This window comes from Caulobacter sp. 05T431, assembly GCF_056665975.1.
In genome coordinates, this window is sequence record NZ_JBFTKU010000026.1 from 53871 (window position 1) to 69122 (window position 15252).

Annotated in this window: 15 protein-coding genes and 1 pseudogene; 4 read left to right on the forward strand and 12 right to left on the reverse strand. The window is 69.9% G+C overall.

Features of this window, described 5'->3' with window-relative positions:
• Nucleotide 1 precedes the first annotated feature (1 nt).
• From AC1U89_RS20820 to AC1U89_RS20835, 4 genes are all read right to left on the reverse strand, one after another.
• Complete coding sequence (locus tag AC1U89_RS20820; RefSeq protein ID WP_479901545.1) at nt 2-1654, reverse strand: carboxylesterase/lipase family protein; 1653 nt, start codon at nt 1652-1654, stop codon at nt 2-4.
• The gene (locus AC1U89_RS20825) at nt 1651-2988 is read right to left on the reverse strand and encodes a spinster family MFS transporter (RefSeq protein WP_479901546.1); all 1338 of its coding nucleotides are present in this window, start codon (nt 2986-2988) and stop codon (nt 1651-1653) included. The genes AC1U89_RS20820 and AC1U89_RS20825 overlap by 4 nt, the downstream gene beginning before the upstream one ends.
• Before the next feature lie 60 nt (nt 2989-3048).
• Nucleotides 3049-4305, reverse strand: a complete 1257-nt coding sequence (locus AC1U89_RS20830; protein WP_479901547.1) for a serine hydrolase domain-containing protein — start codon at nt 4303-4305, stop codon at nt 3049-3051.
• Between the two features lie 117 nt (nt 4306-4422).
• Complete coding sequence (locus AC1U89_RS20835) at nt 4423-7050, reverse strand: TonB-dependent receptor plug domain-containing protein (protein WP_479901548.1); 2628 nt, start codon at nt 7048-7050, stop codon at nt 4423-4425.
• Nucleotides 7051-7266: 216 nt separating this feature from the next.
• On the opposite strand from AC1U89_RS20835, the gene AC1U89_RS20840 reads away from it, so the two are divergent.
• Nucleotides 7267-7941, forward strand: a complete 675-nt coding sequence (locus tag AC1U89_RS20840) for a TetR/AcrR family transcriptional regulator (protein ID WP_479901549.1) — start codon at nt 7267-7269, stop codon at nt 7939-7941.
• A gap of 19 nt (nt 7942-7960) precedes the next feature.
• Here the strand turns inward: AC1U89_RS20840 and AC1U89_RS20845 are convergent, their stop codons facing one another.
• From AC1U89_RS20845 to AC1U89_RS20870, 6 genes and pseudogenes are all read right to left on the reverse strand, one after another.
• Nucleotides 7961-9421, reverse strand: a complete 1461-nt coding sequence (locus AC1U89_RS20845) for an AMP-binding protein (RefSeq protein ID WP_479901550.1) — start codon at nt 9419-9421, stop codon at nt 7961-7963.
• Nucleotides 9422-9557: 136 nt separating this feature from the next.
• A complete protein-coding gene (locus AC1U89_RS20850) occupies nt 9558-10007 on the reverse strand; it encodes a hypothetical protein (RefSeq protein ID WP_479901551.1) in 450 nt (149 codons plus the stop codon).
• A gap of 68 nt (nt 10008-10075) precedes the next feature.
• The gene (locus tag AC1U89_RS20855; RefSeq protein ID WP_479901552.1) at nt 10076-10420 is read right to left on the reverse strand and encodes a hypothetical protein; all 345 of its coding nucleotides are present in this window, start codon (nt 10418-10420) and stop codon (nt 10076-10078) included.
• Between the two features lie 101 nt (nt 10421-10521).
• Nucleotides 10522-10668 (reverse strand): hypothetical protein, encoded by a 147-nt coding sequence (locus AC1U89_RS20860; RefSeq protein WP_479901616.1) that lies wholly within the window; start codon nt 10666-10668, stop codon nt 10522-10524.
• Complete coding sequence (locus AC1U89_RS20865) at nt 10641-11012, reverse strand: hypothetical protein (RefSeq protein WP_479901553.1); 372 nt, start codon at nt 11010-11012, stop codon at nt 10641-10643. Before AC1U89_RS20865 ends, AC1U89_RS20860 begins: the two co-directional genes overlap by 28 nt.
• A 139-nt stretch (nt 11013-11151) precedes the next feature.
• Nucleotides 11152-11331, reverse strand: a pseudogene (locus AC1U89_RS20870) (LuxR C-terminal-related transcriptional regulator); the annotation flags it as partial.
• 117 nt (nt 11332-11448) lie between these two features.
• Here AC1U89_RS20870 and AC1U89_RS20875 point away from each other — a divergent pair.
• Nucleotides 11449-11838 (forward strand): helix-turn-helix domain-containing protein, encoded by a 390-nt coding sequence (locus AC1U89_RS20875; RefSeq protein ID WP_479901554.1) that lies wholly within the window; start codon nt 11449-11451, stop codon nt 11836-11838.
• A 135-nt stretch (nt 11839-11973) separates the two neighbouring features.
• Here AC1U89_RS20875 and AC1U89_RS20880 read toward each other — a convergent pair whose 3' ends face one another.
• A complete protein-coding gene (locus tag AC1U89_RS20880) occupies nt 11974-12744 on the reverse strand; it encodes a competence/damage-inducible protein A (protein WP_479901555.1) in 771 nt (256 codons plus the stop codon).
• Between the two features lie 116 nt (nt 12745-12860).
• Here AC1U89_RS20880 and AC1U89_RS20885 point away from each other — a divergent pair, with 116 nt between their 5' ends.
• A complete protein-coding gene (locus AC1U89_RS20885; protein ID WP_479901556.1) occupies nt 12861-13424 on the forward strand; it encodes a hypothetical protein in 564 nt (187 codons plus the stop codon).
• The gene (gene sfsA, locus AC1U89_RS20890) at nt 13424-14149 is read left to right on the forward strand and encodes a DNA/RNA nuclease SfsA (RefSeq protein ID WP_479901557.1); all 726 of its coding nucleotides are present in this window, start codon (nt 13424-13426) and stop codon (nt 14147-14149) included. The genes AC1U89_RS20885 and sfsA overlap by 1 nt, the downstream gene beginning before the upstream one ends.
• Here the strand turns inward: sfsA and AC1U89_RS20895 are convergent.
• Nucleotides 14146-15210: a DUF2939 domain-containing protein gene (locus AC1U89_RS20895; RefSeq protein WP_479901558.1), complete on the reverse strand. Its 1065-nt coding sequence runs from the start codon at nt 15208-15210 to the stop codon at nt 14146-14148. The genes sfsA and AC1U89_RS20895 overlap by 4 nt on opposite strands.
• Nucleotides 15211-15252 lie beyond the last annotated feature (42 nt).

Below are 15252 nucleotides of genomic sequence, written 5' to 3' on the forward strand. Positions count from 1 at the left end.
CTCAGGGACAGGCCGGTGTCGGGGCCGGCATGACCGGCGACACCAGGCCGACGTTCCAGTTCCAGGCCTGGTCGCCGCTGGCCCGGCGACGGCACATGACCCGCTCGTTCAGCGCGAACATGCCCGGCATCAGGTCGGTGGCCGCCGTCGGCTTGTCGCGGAAAGCCATGTAGCCGCCGCCCGGCGCATAGGCCGGCCAATCCGCAGCGCCAGCGGCTTGGGGCCGACCGGTATGCGCGAAGCTGGTCCAGTAGCCGATCATGGCCTGGGACAGTCCGCGCTCTTCCGGCGTGTCCGGCGACTTGGGCCAGCGCGGCGAGGTGCGGTCCATGTTGCCGAACATGAACGGGATCTCGCTGGCGTGGAACGCATGGAGGCCCGCCTGGTCCATGGCCGGGTAGCCGTGGTCCCACAGGTAGAGGAACGAGGGATGGCCGGCCTCGGCCTGCGACCGAACCAGCCGCTCGGCCGTCCAGCCGTAGAGGGCGTCGCGGGTGGTGGCCAGCACGCTATCCTCCAGGTTCGAGGCCGGATAGAGCGCCAGGAAATCGTCAGCCAGGTCGCGGTAGCGTTCGCGGATCGTCTTCTCGTAGTCGACGGCGCTGGTCGGCGTCGGCGGGGCCAGGAAGCGCAGGGCGCGGATTTCGCCGCTGTTGAAGCCGGCCAGGATCGGCACGGGGGCCTGCTCGCCGCGATCGAAGGTGTCGACCAGCTGGCGGGGCAGCACCTTGCCGTCCACGACCCCGAACGGCAGGAAGCCGGCCTTGGCCGCGCCGTCGGTCACCGCCTGCGGGTTCATGGCCCGCAAGGCCGCCAGGTTCGACGCCTTCAGCGCCCCGGCCACATAGACCCCCGCCCCCTCGCCCGACGGCGCGCCGTAGCGGGCGGCCTTCAGTTCGGGCGTCGAGATCATGTAGGCGCTCTGGGCGATCGCCTTGCGGAACAGCCCCCGCGCTTCGGGCGAGGCCATCAGGTACATGACGCTGAGCGCGCCGGCCGACTCCCCGGCGATGGTGACGTTGGCGGGATCGCCGCCGAACGCGGCGATGTTGCGCTGAACCCATTGCAGGGCCGCGATCTGGTCGAGCAGGCCGTAGTTGCCCGAGACCCCGTCAGGCGACTCCCTGCTGAGCTCCGGATGGGCCAGATAGCCCAGCGCGCCCAGCCGGTAGTTGATCGTCACCACGACGGTCCCCGTCGCCGCCAGCTTGGCGCCGTTGTAGCCGTTGGACCGCCCTGTCCCCGAGGTCAGCGAACCGCCGTGGATCCAGACCAGCACCGGCGCCTTGCCCGTGGTCGACGGGGTCCAGAGGTTCAGGGTCAGGCAGTTCTCGCTGGTCGGGACCTCGGCGGTCGAATAGACCGACGCAGGGCCGGGCGTGGGCTGGATGCAGGCGGCGCCGAACTGGCCGGCGTCGCGGATCCCTGTCCAGGACGCGGCCGGCGCGGGCGGACGCCAGCGGCCGGCGCCGACGGGCGGGGCGGCGTAGGGCAGGCCCTTGAAGGCCAGCAGACCGCCGTCGACGACGCCCTCCACCGTGCCGCCGGGCGCGGCGACCACGGGCCGCGCCGGATCGGCCTTGGCCGGGGCGGGAGCMGCCACAAGGGCCAGCGCGCCCATAACGCCGAGGATCGCCTTCGAGAGGTTCGTCATTGGACAGCTCCGGTCTTGGGGGCCTTGCCCAGCAGCCGCGCCAGCGCCAGGAACAGGCCGATGGCCAGGACGTAGAACGGGGCCAGGGTGAACAGCGCCATCTGCAGCGAGTTGGTCGGGTGCGCGGCGCGGAAGAAGTCGCTGGCCGCGCCCACATAGGTCGGGCCCAGGCCCAGGCCGATGAAGTTCATCACCAGCAGCAGCAGGGCCCCGGACATCACCCGCTGATTGGGCCGGACCTCGGTCTGGACCAGGGCGACGGCGGGCGACAGGTAGAAGTGGTTCAGGCACATCGGGAAGATCAGCAGGCCGATGGCGAGCGGCCAGCTGGGCGCCCAGACGAAGGCCAGGAAGAAGGGCACGGCCAGGATCAGGCCGATGGCCGGCGCCAGGCCGTAGGCGCGCTTGGACACCCGCGTGAAGCGGTCGATCAGCCAGCCCGAGCCGAAGATGCCCACGCTCATGCCGACACCCACCACCAGGGCGTACCAGAGGGCGACCTCCTGCAGGGTCATGCCCTTCTCGCGCATCAGGAACAGGGTGGCGAAGTTGCCCAGGCCGTAGGTGATGAACTGGGTCGCGCCGCCGCCCAGGGCGGCCAGCATCAGGGCGGGATGCGAGACGAACATGCGCAAGGTCTCGCCGAAGCCCGCCTTGGGCGGGGCCGGCGCGTCGGCCGCCCGGTCAAGGCCGCCGCGCTTGGGCTCGCGCACGATGAAGGTCAGGGCCAGGGCCGCGACCAGGCCGACGCCGCCGGTCACCAGGAAGGCGTCGCGCCAGCTGAACGCCGCCGCCACCGAGGCGCCGAAGGCGATGCCCAGGGCCGCCCCGACCGGCGGACCCAGGTTGTAGAGCCCCAGCGCCCTGCCCCGCCGGCCCGGCGGGAAATAGTCGGTGATGATGGCGTAGGACGGCGGCACGCCGCCCGCCTCGCCGAAGCCGACCGTCATGCGCGCCACGGCGAAGCCGCCATAGGTCTTGGCCACGCCGCAGGCCATGGTCGCCGCGCTCCAGATTCCGCAGGCGATGGCCAGCACCGCCACGCGGTTGGTCCGGTCGGCCAGCCAGCCCACCGGGATGGCGATGAAGCAGTAGAAGGCCGCGAAATAGAGCCCGCCCAGCAGGCCGAGCTGGCTGTCGGTGATGTGCAGGGTGTCCTGGATCGGCTTGGCCAGGATCGACAGCAGCTGCCGGTCCAGGAAGTTCAGGACGTAGATGAACCACAGGCACCCGAGGGCGACCCAGGCCCTGGCGTCGGGCGCCGGCGCCTCGATATCTCCTCCCGCGGCAGGGGGCGGCGCGGTCGCGGCTTGAACGGCTTCGGCGTTGCTCATCGTCGTTTCCTCGGACCGCGAGCCTTCGGGCTCGTCTATCGTTCAGCTGGGATAGTCGGCTCACACGTCCCGCAAGGCGGCATAGACGGCCTGCTGGTAGACCGGCAAGGCGCGGCGGCCGGCCGCCCCCTGCCCCGTGGCGATGGTCGCGCCTGAGCCGGCCGAGACCGGCACCTGGTGCTGGACCAGGTAGATCATCACCAGGTCGTTGGCCGGATCGGCCTGCCACCAGGTGCCGAAGATGCCCGGCCAGGTCATCGCGCCCGGCGCGCCGCAGGCATAGGGGTTATCGACGACGTCCTCGGCCACCGACAGCCCCAGCCCGAAGCCGGACTTGCGCCACAGCGGCATGCCCGCGAACGGGACCTCGCGCTGGGCGTCGGTCAGGCGATTGGTCCGCATCAGGGCGACGGTCTCGGGCCGCAGCAGACGGACCCCGTCGAACGTCCCCTCGCCCAGGATCATGCGTGCGAACCGGTGATAGTCGCCCGCCGTCGAGATCAGCCCGCCGCCGCCCGGCGTGTAGGCCGGCGGCTCGTCGTACATCTCGGGCTCGACCTTCGCGAGGCCGCCCGACGACTCGTCATAGGCGTAGAGGCTGGCCAGGCGACGGCGCTTGTCGTGCGGCAGCCAGAAGTCGGTGTCGACCATGCCCAGCGGCGCGAAGATCCGCTCGCTCAGGACCTGGCGCAGCGGCTTGCCCTCGACGCGGCCGACCAGGAAGCCCAGCACGTCGGTCGAATGGCCGTAGTGGAAACGCTCGCCCGGCTGGTAGGCCAGGGGCAGGCCGCCCAGGGCCGCCAGCCACTCGTCGGGGGTGAGGCGGGTCATGGCCGGGTCGCCCAGCGCCCGCTCATAGGCCGCCTTCAGTGGACCTTCCGAGAAGAAGCCGTAGGCGATCCCCGCGCGGTGGGTCAGCAGGTCCTCGACCGTGATCGGACGCCGGGCCGGCGACACCTCGCGCAGCGGCCCCGCCGCGTCGCGCAACACCAGCGGATCGGCCAGTTCGGGAACCCAGCGCGAGATCGGATCGTCCAGGGCGATCCGCCCCTCCTCGACCAGCATCAGGGCCGCCGCCGAGGTGATCGGCTTGGTCATCGAGGCGATGCGGAACAGGGTGTCCGGCCGCATCGGCGCCTGGGCCTCCAGATCGCTCCAGCCGATCGCCTCGCTCTGGACAATCTGGCCGCCCTGGGAGGTCAAGGTCACCACGCCCGCCAGCTCGCCGCGATCGACGAAGGCCTGCAGCGCCGGTCGCACCGCGGCGAGCTTGGCGAGGTCGAAGCCTCGGACGGGGCCGAAAACGTCACGGGTCATCAAAAGGGGCGCTCCGGCCTCGTAAGGGTCACTGTCGCGCCGCGGGAGGGGACGGGGGAGGTCGCGCTCCCTCCCGCGGCGCGTTCGGCGACCTCGACGCGGTCGCCGCTTGGATTGTCAGAAGGACTTGCGCAGGTTGACGGCCACGAAGCGCCCGATCGGGTTGTAGGCGCCGCCGATGCCGTCGGTCGCCGGGAAGAACGGCGGCGTCTCGTCGAACAGGTCGTTGACCTGCAGGGCCAGCACCGTGCCCTTCGTCCAGTCCTTGTCCGGCAGGGTCCAGATCACGCGCAGGTCGGCCGTCGTGTAGCCGTCGGCCTCGTACGAGCCGACCCCGGTCGGCGTGGTGAAGTTGCTGGTGATCCCGTCGCGATGGTTCACGTAGCCGATGACCGAGACCGGCCCGGCCTCGGCGCCCAGGGTCGCCCGCGCGGTCCAGCGCGGCACGCCCAGCTTCAGGCTGTCGGAGACCGGGGCCCCCGGCGAGAACTGGGTGTCGAAGTTGAGGATGTAGTTGCCGGCCAGGTCGGCGAACACCGAGCCGAAGCCCGTGGTCCACCGGTAGTTGGCGTCGAAGTCCAGGCCGTCGGTCTTGCGGACCCCGAAGTTGTTGAGCCGCAGGTCCAGCACGTTGCCGATCACCGGCAGGGGCGAAGGCAGGTTGACCGGCGTGGCCAGCGCCAGGAGGGCGTTGAGCTGGGCCGTCGTCGGGTTGCGGTAGACCTGGCCCGAGAACGTCGGATCGGTGAAGACGTACGGCACCGACGGCGTGCCGATCACGCCGGTGTATTCGATATTGTAGTAGGTCAGGCTGGCGCGCAGGGCTGGCAGGGCCTTGGGGTTCACGTCCACGCCGAACGAGTAGGTCGTGGCCTCCTCCGGCTTCAGGTCGCGATTGCCGCCCAGCAGGTAGACCGTGTTGACCTGGGCCGCGCCCCGGGTCGGGTCGTTGGCGTAGGTGACCGCCTGGGCGGCGCTCAGATAGTACGAGCCGACGGTCGCGCCGACCTGGCGCAGGCCCGGCGCCCGGAACGAGGCGCCGTAGGAGCCGCGCAGGGTGACGCCCCCGACCGGCTCCCAGTTGACCCCGACCTTCGGATTGGTCGTCGATCCGAAGTCGCTGTAGTCGTCATAGCGGCCCGACAGCGACAGCGAGAGGCTGCGGAACAACGGGGCCGAATTGCCCGCGCCGATGATCGGCACGAAGAGCTCGCCATAGATCGATTTGACGTCCCGCTTCAGATCCTCGGGAACGGCCGTCGCGCCGACGAAGCCCCGCTGCTGGAACGTCTCGCGCCGGATCTCGGCGCCGACCGCGAACCGCAGCGCGCCGCCCGGCAGGTCCATCAACGGCCCGTCCAGCTTGGCGGCCGCCAGCTTGGTGGTCTGCTTGATGTCGACGTCGGTGGCGGAATTGAGGATCGCCGCCCGCACCGTCGGAGACGTGCCGGCGCCGAACGGATCGAGGGCGGTGGACGTCGTCGTCCCGGCCGCCGCGGCCGTGATCGCCGCGGTGTTGATCTGCGGGATGAAGGCGTCGTTCTCGGCCCAGTCGTACGAGCCGTAGACCGTCAGGTTCAGATCATGCGGCAGCTTGTAGTCCAGCCCCACGGACGAGTTGCCCGCGCGCCGGTCGTCGGTGTTGGTGAAGTGGTCGGCGCCCACCAGGTTGTCCGGACGGAAAAGGACATACTCGCTGGTGGCGCCCGCCGGTCCTTGGAAGAACGGGTTGGCGCTGGTGATGAACACCGTCTGGGCCGGCGCCGCCGCGCGGATCTCGTCGTGACGATCGGAGTACAGCAGCTCGCCCCACAGGGTGGCGCGGTCGCTGAGGTCCTGGCGTCCCGACACGAAGAAGGTGTGGGTGCGCGACTTCGGAAGCAGGTCGGCCACCGCGCCGCTGTCGCAGTAGTTCACGGTGTTCAGGCCGAACGCCGGGGCCGCCTGGTAGATCGACCAGAAAGTCGTACTGGCCAGCACGTTGGGCGACGGGCACGAGGTCGCGCGGGTGTCGATGCCGCCCTGGGGCCGGAAATCCTGGACGCGATAGTCGCGGTCGCCGCCGGTGACGTTGCCGTTCTCGGCGTACTGGTAGGCCGCCAGGATCGAGCCGGAGCCCCAGTCCTTGCCGACCAGGGCGCCGACATAGCCGGCGGCGTAGTCGTCGGCCGCGCCGTAGCTGGCGTTCAGCTCGACGCCCGAGAAGCGCTTGCGGGTGATGAAGTTCACCACCCCGGCGACGGCGTCCGAGCCGTAGATCGACGAGGCGCCGTCCGCGACGATCTCGACGCGCTCGATCGCCAGGCCAGGGATCAGCGGGTAGTCGGGGTTGGTCTCGTTGGCGGCCGCGGCGACCAGCCGGTGGCCGTTCATCAGCGGCAGGGTGGCGCTGGCCGGCAGGCCCCGCATGCCCGGCGCGTAGGACCCCATCCCGCCCAGGCTGGCCTGGGGCGCGGTGTTGAAGCTGTTCAGCTGCGGGACGGTGGCCAGGAGGTCGGGCGTGCTGACCGCGCCGATGGCCTGGATGTCCTCGCGGGTGACGCTGATCAGGTTCGAGCCGACCGGCGGCACGCCCCGGATGCTCGAGCCGGTGACGACCAGCTCTTCCAGCACGGTGTCGTCCGCGGCCGCCTTCGGCGCCGTGTCCGACGTCTGCGCCAGCCCGTTTCCGGCCGCCAGCAGCAGGGCCGCGAGCGACGCGCCCGACAGCGCGATCCGCCGCGCGGCGTTCCAGGTCCTAGCCATTCAACCCTCCCCAATTGTGTTCTTGCTTGATCAACCGGGTAGCCCAGGGAGGCGGCGTCCGTCAAGTTCATTCATTTAGTGCTAAATGAAATATATGCGCGGCGTCGCTTGACCGGGCGGGAGGGTCACCCCATCGTCCCCCTTCTGAGGGATCGGGTGCGTGGCCCGGGCGACGCATCATCGGGAAGGCTGAAGGGCATGGCGGCAGCGACCAAAGTGGAGGGACGTCGAACGCGGGCGGAGCAACGCGCCTCCACCGTCAAGACGATCCTCGACACCAGCGAGGACCTGTTCGCCCAGCTCGGCTATTTCGGGGTGACCATCAAGGACGTCGCCGACCGGATGGGCATCCATCCGGCGCTGATCCACTATTATTTCGATGGCAAGAAGGCGCTGTTCGACGCGGTGTTCGAGCGCCGCGTGGAGTACGCCGTCGCCGCGCGAACGGCCGGCCTGGACGCCTACGCCGCCGAGGCCGCGGGCCGTCCCACGGTCGAGGGCGCGCTGCGCTGCTATTACGACAGCGCGTTCGACGTCTACATCAACGGCGACGAGGGCTGGCGCAATTTCGGCCGCATCTTCGCCCAGGTGAACAACGCCCCCGGCTACGGCGTCGAGAAGATGGACACCTATTTCGACCCGCTGGTGTTGCGCCTGATCGACCTGCTGCAACAGGCCCTGCCCGACGCCCAGGCCGAGGACCTGTTCTGGAGCTTCCAGTTCACCTCGGGCGCCTATTCGCTGATCCTGTCGCGCACCGGCCGCATCGACCGCCTGTCCAACAACCTGTGCCGGTCCGACGACTTCGAGGCGGTGCGCGAGCGGTTCGTGACCTTCATGGCCGGCGGTTTCGACGCCCTCTACAAGCATCGGAAGGCGACGGCGGAGTAGGCCCCGCCGTCGCGACCTTTCAGGACGGGACGACCAGCCGCGCCTCGCGCAGCGCCGCCCGGCGCACCTTGCCGGCCTCGTCCCGCAGCGGCTCGCTGGTGAACTCCACGCTCTTGGGCAGCTTGAAGCGGGCCAGGCGATCGGCGACGAAGTCCAGCAGCTCGGCGTCCTCCAGCCCGCTGCCCTCCACCGCTTGGACGATGGCGTGGACGCGCGCGCCCCACTCCTCGTCCGGCAGGCCGATCACCGCGCTGGTCCGCACCGCCGGATGGGCGTCGATCGCCGCCTCGACCTCGGCCGGATAGATGTTGGCGCCGCCCGAGATGATCAGGTCGTTGCGGCGGTCGGCKAGATAGAGATAGCCCTCCGCGTCGACCCGGCCCAGGTCGCCCGGGGTTTCCCAATCGCCCACCCGCCGGGGCGTGCTGCCCAGATAGTGGTAGGTCGATCCCGCCCCGCCCTGGGGTCGGAAGAAGACCTCGCCCACCTCGCCGACCGGGCGCTCGTTCCCCGCCTCGTCGAGGATCTTCAGCGCGTAGCCGTCTCGCACGCGGCCGACCGAGCCGTGATGGGCCAGCCAGTCCGTGCCCGAGATCATGGTCGAGCCGGTGCCCTCGGTGGTGCCGTAATATTCCCAGACCCGCTCGCTCCCAAGCCAGCCGATCCAGGCCTCCTTCAGCCAGGCGGGGCACGGGGCGGCCATGTGCAGCATCATGCGCAGGCTGGGCAGGGAGAAGCGCGACAGGACGTCGGGGCCCAGCCGCCAGATGCGGTGCATCATGGTGGGCACCATCGTCACCCACTCCACGCCGTGGGCCTCGATCAGCTCCAGCGACCTCAGCGCGTCGAACTTGTCCATCTCGACGATGGTGGCGCCGACGAACAGGCCCATGTGGACGCAGTGGAACGGGGCGTTGTGATAGAGCGGCCCGGGATTGAGGATCACGTCGCCGGGCCGCTGGCCCAGGAAACCCTCCTGCGGAGTCCACCGCGCCGGCATGGCGTCGACGATCACCTTGGGCCGTCCGGTGGAGCCGCCGCTGGTCATCGCCTTCCAGTGCGGCGACACCGCCTCGGGCAAGGCCTCCGTCGAATAGTCCGCCAGCCCGTCCGGCTGAGCGGCCAGGGCCGGAACGCCGGGTCCGGGCGGGACGCCGACGAACAGCTTGGGCCGGACGATGTCGAGGATGGCCTCCATCTCCAGGCGCGGCAGCTTGGCGGCGACGATGTTGGGGATCGCGCCCAGCTTCCACAGCGCGAAGGTGGTCTCGTAGAACGCCTGGCCGTTGGGCAGGGCCACGGTGACGAAGTCGCCCAGGCCCACGCCCCGCGCCGCCAGCATCCGCGCCCGCTGGTTGGCTCGCGCGTCCAGCTGGTMGTAGGTGACGGTCGCGCCGTCGACGATCAGCGCCGCCCGCGAAGGCGATCGCCGCGCGTGGTGGGCGAGGATGGAACCGAGTGCGACACCGTCATGCGACATAACCAAACGCCTCCCTGGCGGCCCTCCGTCGACGCCTTCTCCGGGGCGTCCGAACAGGGCCGCGATCCGCGGTTGGCTTTCATTAATTTAGTAGTGAATGAATGAAAAGCGGATTCGTACGCAGCGGACTGCGCCGTCAGGCCCGGGCCTTCCTGGCCCTCCACCGCCCCCAGCCCGCCTGGATCACGCCGACCGCGAAGGCGATCAGCTCGGCGTCGCTCCAGAGGTAGTAGGTGGAGAAGAAGCTCCACTGCATCAGGCCGCGGTCGATCATGAAGGCGACGTGGGTCAGCACGACCAGAAGCTGGAACGCGGTCATGAACAGGATCCAGACCCGGCGCTCGACCGTGCACAGGCCGACCAGGATGGCCAGGTAGACGAGGTCGACCGCGAAGATCGCCCACTGCACGCCGACGGGGTCGGGCGACTGGACGGCGGCCGACAGGACCCAGGCGGCGACGGTGGCCACGGCCAGCCAGCGCTCCAGGCGCCGCCCCACCAGCAAGGCCAGGCCGCAGACCGCCAGCATGGCCAAGGCCGCGACCTGGGTCGGCAGGATCGAGAAGAGCTCCGAGAAGAAAGACATGCCGCCCCCGCGTCAGGAGCGGCATGTTTCCCCGGAAAACGCGGCCGCGCCAAGCGCCTCGCGACGGCCTAGGCGCTGCGCAGCTCGCGCAGATGGCCGGTGGGCGCGGGAGGGTCGCCGGGCTTGTCCCCGCCGCCCACCAGGGTGACGCGCCGCAAGCCGACCTGGTCCTTGGCCTGCGCCAGGGCCTCGTGGACGGCGATCAGCGCGCGCCGGGCGTGGGCCATGCCGGAGGCGGCCTCCAGCACGCGGTCGACGGCCTGCTGGCCCACCCCGGCGCCCAGGCCCGCCTCCAGCCGCGCGCGCGGCATGGCGGCGATCAGATCGCCCATCAGGGCCAGGGTCGAGTCCACGGCCTCCTCCGTGGTGAACAGGCGGCTGGCCAGCTGCTCGGCGACGATGCGACGTTTCATGCGGGGTCTCCCATTTGCGCCCGCGGGCGCGTTGCTGAACGGATGGCGGACGCCCGGCGCCCGCCACGAGGTCCAGCCCCCTAGGGCGACCCTGGGAGGTCTCAGCCGTAGCGCAGGTGTTGGAAGAAGTGGGCCACTTGCCGCGTGCCCAGCAGCGCGCCGATCAGCAGGCTGCACGCGGCGGCGATGGCGAGGACGACCAGCACCCGCACGGCGGGGCTCACGACAGGCCCGTACTCTCCGCCCATTTCTCGTGGAAGGTCTCGTCCAGCACCGTCGCCGCGACGATCAGGACCTCGCGCAGCACCATCTCCGGCGGCTTGGGGCCGGCTTCCTTGCGGATCGCCGAGACCAGGTCGCGGACCATCGGCGCCAAGTCTTCCGGCGCCAGGCTCAGCAACTGCCGCTCCAGCTCCGTCCAGGCGAAGACCGGCATCGGCGGCCGGTTCGGCAGGGATGGCCAGTCCTGCTCGAAGGCCGTCGCCGCCTCGCGGATCTGCAGCACCTTGCGCACCACCTTGCCCAGCCGCGCGCCGGTCAGATGGGTCGCCTGGTTGTCGTTCGTCGCGCCCAGGATGGGAGTGGTGGTCACGGTCATCGTCCGCCTCGTGGAATGTCGAGACGGCAGCAGACGGCGACGGCGAAGCCGGCGACAGGCCCATTGAGTCGCTGTGGGATCGGGTCCCATAGCCGGAAGCGAGGTGTTCGTGCGCGGTCAGCACCCGGGCCGCTGCCCGCCGCCCGCTGACGCCCAGCTTGCGGCAGGCGCTCTCGACCAGGGCGTCGGCGCGCGACTTGGACACCCCCATCAAGGGGCCGATTTCCTTGGACAGCCTGTGCTCGGCGACCCAGCGCAGGGCTTCCCTCTCCCGCTGGGTGAGCAGCTCGATATTGGCCGAAGACCTGTCCATCACGCCCGACGCCGATCACGCCCGCGCCCGACGCGCCGCGTACGGTGCAAGAATGCATTGCAGCCGGCCAAGGCCAAGCCGATAGTTCCATATCCTCATCTCTGAGTGGGACGCGCCTTGAACACGCCGACCAGCCCGGACCCCATCGACGTCGCGGTAGGCACCCGCATCCGGGTCCAGCGGCGGCACATGAAGATCAGCCAGGACGAACTGGCCCAGGTCCTCGGCCTCACCTTCCAGCAGGTCCAGAAGTACGAGCGGGGCACCAACCGGGTGTCGGCCTCGATGCTGGTGCGGATCGCCGGCAAGCTGCAGACCACGGTCGGCAGCCTGGTGGGCGAGGACGTCCTGGCCGAGCAGGACGTAGCCATGCTGACGGCCCTTTCGACGCCCGGCGCGATCGACCTGCTGAGGGCCTACAGCCAGGCCACGCCGAAGGGCCGCAAGACCATCCTGAACGTAGCCAAGACCCTGGTCGAACCGGACGAGACGGCGGACGTGGCTTAGAAAGATTCCGCTCATCCCGGCGAATACCGGGACCCAGATGGAATGGCTTTTGGGCTGACGCCACAAACGCTGAACTCTTCCAATCAGCCACCCAGCTTGGGGATCTGGGTCCCGGCATTCGCCGGGATGAGCGGATTATTGGGAACCGGCCTCCAGCCGCTCGATCCCCTTCACGCCCGCTTCGGTCAGGGCCGCCACCAGTTCCTCCACCGCCGCGTCCACCTCGGCCAGATCACGGCCGCGGATCACCAGGCTGGCGCCATAGACGTCGGGCGGGGCGAAGAACGGATAGCTGCCGATCGACAGGTCCGGATGGGCCTTGGCCACCGCCTCCAGCGGCGCGGCGATCGTGCCTTCGCCGGTGCCGGTGACGCGCACGGTCTTGCTGATCACCACCGCCCCGGTGCGCAGGCGCGGGCCGACGTCGTCGAGCATGCCGCGCATGATCGCCGGCACGCCGGCCAGGACGAAGACGTTCTCCTTCTGGAAGCCCGGCGGGCCCTGGACGGGGTTCTTAACCAGCGTGCCGCCCTCGGGCACGTGGGCCATGCGCCGGCGGGCGGCGTTGGGCTCGCCCCAGCGCTCGCGCAGCATGGCCATGATCTCGGGATGCTCGGGGGCGGTGACGCCGAACGCCTTGGCCACCGAATCGGCGGTGATGTCGTCGTGGGTGGGACCGATGCCGCCGGTGGTGACCACGTAGTCGTACCTGGTGCGCAGGGCGTTGACCGCGTCGATGATCTCCTGCTCGACGTCGGGCACCACCCGGGCTTCGCACAGGTCGACGCCGTAGGTGGCCAGGTACTTGGCGATGGCGTTCAGGTTCACGTCCTGGGTGCGGCCCGACAGGATCTCGTCGCCGATKATCAGAACCGCCGCCGTCACGCGCTCGTCGCCTACCGCCATCGCTTCGCTCCCGTCCGTTCCTCCCTCGGACTTAAGCTGGCGAGTGGCGCACGGCAACGCCATCCTGTAATCGCCCTCGCGGTCGCCCGCTCGATGGGCAAGGGAGTCATGAGCGGATGAAGGCCGAGCCGATCTCCATCGAGTACGACTTGGGCCGGAGCGGATGGTCGCGATTCACGCTGAACGTGGGCGACCGCAAGGTCGATGTCGGCTCTTTCAGCTATTGCACTGATGCGCTGGGCGATCTCGTACGTGCCGCCCTGGCCATGGCCACGGGGGCTTATCGAGCCGAAGTCGGGCTGGAGCTTGAACCTGGTGAGCAGCGGTTGATCTTTCAACGCGCCTATCGGAGCAGCAGCCTTGGCGGGTCGTGTCAGCTCAGCTTGCTGGAATTCGAGGATTTCGCCTGCCTTCCTGAGGAGCGCGGCCGGGTCCTGTTCAAGGCCACGGTGGAGACCGAGGCAATAGCGCGAGCGATCGCCGGTACGGCTCAGGCGCTATGGGATCGCCATGGCCCCGACGAATACAACGCCCTTTGGATGGGGGATCGCGGCTTCCCGCTATCAGCCCTTCGAGCGCTTCAGTGCGCTCTCGAGGTCGAGGACCCGGCGCCCCACGAGAGCGCTCCGGACGATTTCGTCTTCACCACCGGCCTGGAACCTCGCGAGACCGACGACTGATGCTCCTCCCCCAACCGATGACGCGCGGCGTGATCGTCCAGCGCTACAAGCGTTTCTTCTGCGACTTGGTCCTGGACGACGGGCGCGAGATCACCGCCCATTGCCCCAACTCCGGCGCCATGCTGGGCGTGAACCTGCCGGGCCAGGGGGCGTGGGTGTCGTGGTCCGACGATCCCAAGCGCAAGCTGGCCGCGACGCTGCAGCTGGTCGAGGCGGCCGGACCGGACGGCAAAGGTCTGGTCGGGGTCAACACGCACCTGCCCAACAAGCTGGTCGCCGAGGCCCTGGTCGCCGGGGTGATCCAGGAGGTCACCGGCTACGCCTCGATCCGTCCAGAGGTGAAGTACGCCGCCGCCAGCCGCGTCGACTTCCTGCTGACCGATCCCGACCGCCCGCCGTGCTGGCTGGAGGTCAAGAACGTCCACCTGTCGCGCACGCCGGGCCTGGCCGAGTTCCCCGACTGCAAGGCCGCGCGCTCGACCCGCCACCTGGAAGACCTGGCCGCCCAGGTGAAGGAAGGCCACCGCGCCGTGGCCCTGTTCGTGGTCCAACGCGAGGACTGCGAGGGCTTCAAGGCCTGCGCCGAGCTCGACCCGGCCTTCGCCGCCGGACTGACGCGCGCCGCGGAGGCGGGGGTCGAGGTGCTGGTCTATGCCTGCGAGATGGGGACCGACGCCATCCGCGTCGCCCGCCGCATCCCCTGGTTGGACCAGGCCGGCGCCTAGAATCCGGCGTCGACCACGGTCAGGTTGGGCTTGAGCCGCACGGCGCTCTCGGACATCGGCTCCAGTCCCAGGGACGACACGCCCTGGTGGACGCCGCCGTTCTTCACCAGGAAGAAGCCGTCGACCACATAGCGGCCGTGCTCCCATCGCCAGGCGCCCTTGGGCGCCAGGAGTTCGTAGGTCTCGTTGGAGACCACCAGGCGCTCGTCGTCCTGGCCCACCTGATAGGTCGCGTCGCCTTCCTCGGTGGGCTCGATCCACACCTGCACGCCGACGATCCCGTCCAGATGGTCGGCCACCTTGGCGAGGAAGGCGTCGGCGTGAGCGGCGTCCACCTCGCCGGAGAGACGGGTCATCTGCTCGGCCGCCGGGGCGGCGTCGGACGGCGGCGGGGGCGCGTCCGCCACGGCGGTCTCGTCGTCGTGCTGGCCTGCTAGGTCCAGCAGATCCATTCGCGGCGTCACCCGCACCGCGCGCCAGCCGAACAGGCCCTGGCGGCGCAGGTCGATGTCGACGCGGCTTTTCCGGGCGTCGTTGACCAGCGTGTAGCGGAAGCGGTCGAGCGCCAAGTAACGCGTCTCGACGCGGAACCGCCGCCCCTGCCCGTCCCTGGGGAAGGCCGAGGCCACCGGATCGGTGGACGCGCCGATCGCCTCGACCATGATCGGCTTGCCGGTCGCCACCTTCTCCAGGCCCGCCGGGGTCACGACCTGGTCGATCAGGGCGGTGATGAACAGGTCCAGAAACGATCCGGTCGCCGCCTCGAACCCACCGCCCTCGTAGTCTTCCGACTCGGCCGGCGTCGGCTTCAGCAGCGTGGCCCTGAAATCGGTGGTCATTCGGTCCCGCACCGCCGGGAAGTCGACCAGGGCTTCCAGTCGCTGGCGGTCGCCGGCCTGGGCGGCGTCGCGCACGGCGTCGCCGTAGCGATACGGCGAGACCGCCACCCAGCCCAGCAGGACCAGCACCAGCAGCGCCAGTATGGCGCCGCCGGCCGCCACGAGCACGGACGGCTCGCGCCTCCGCCCCGCCGCCGCATCCGAAACTTCGAACTCGCCCACTGCGATCTCCAAGGTCAAATGAAACCCAAGATAGCATGAAAC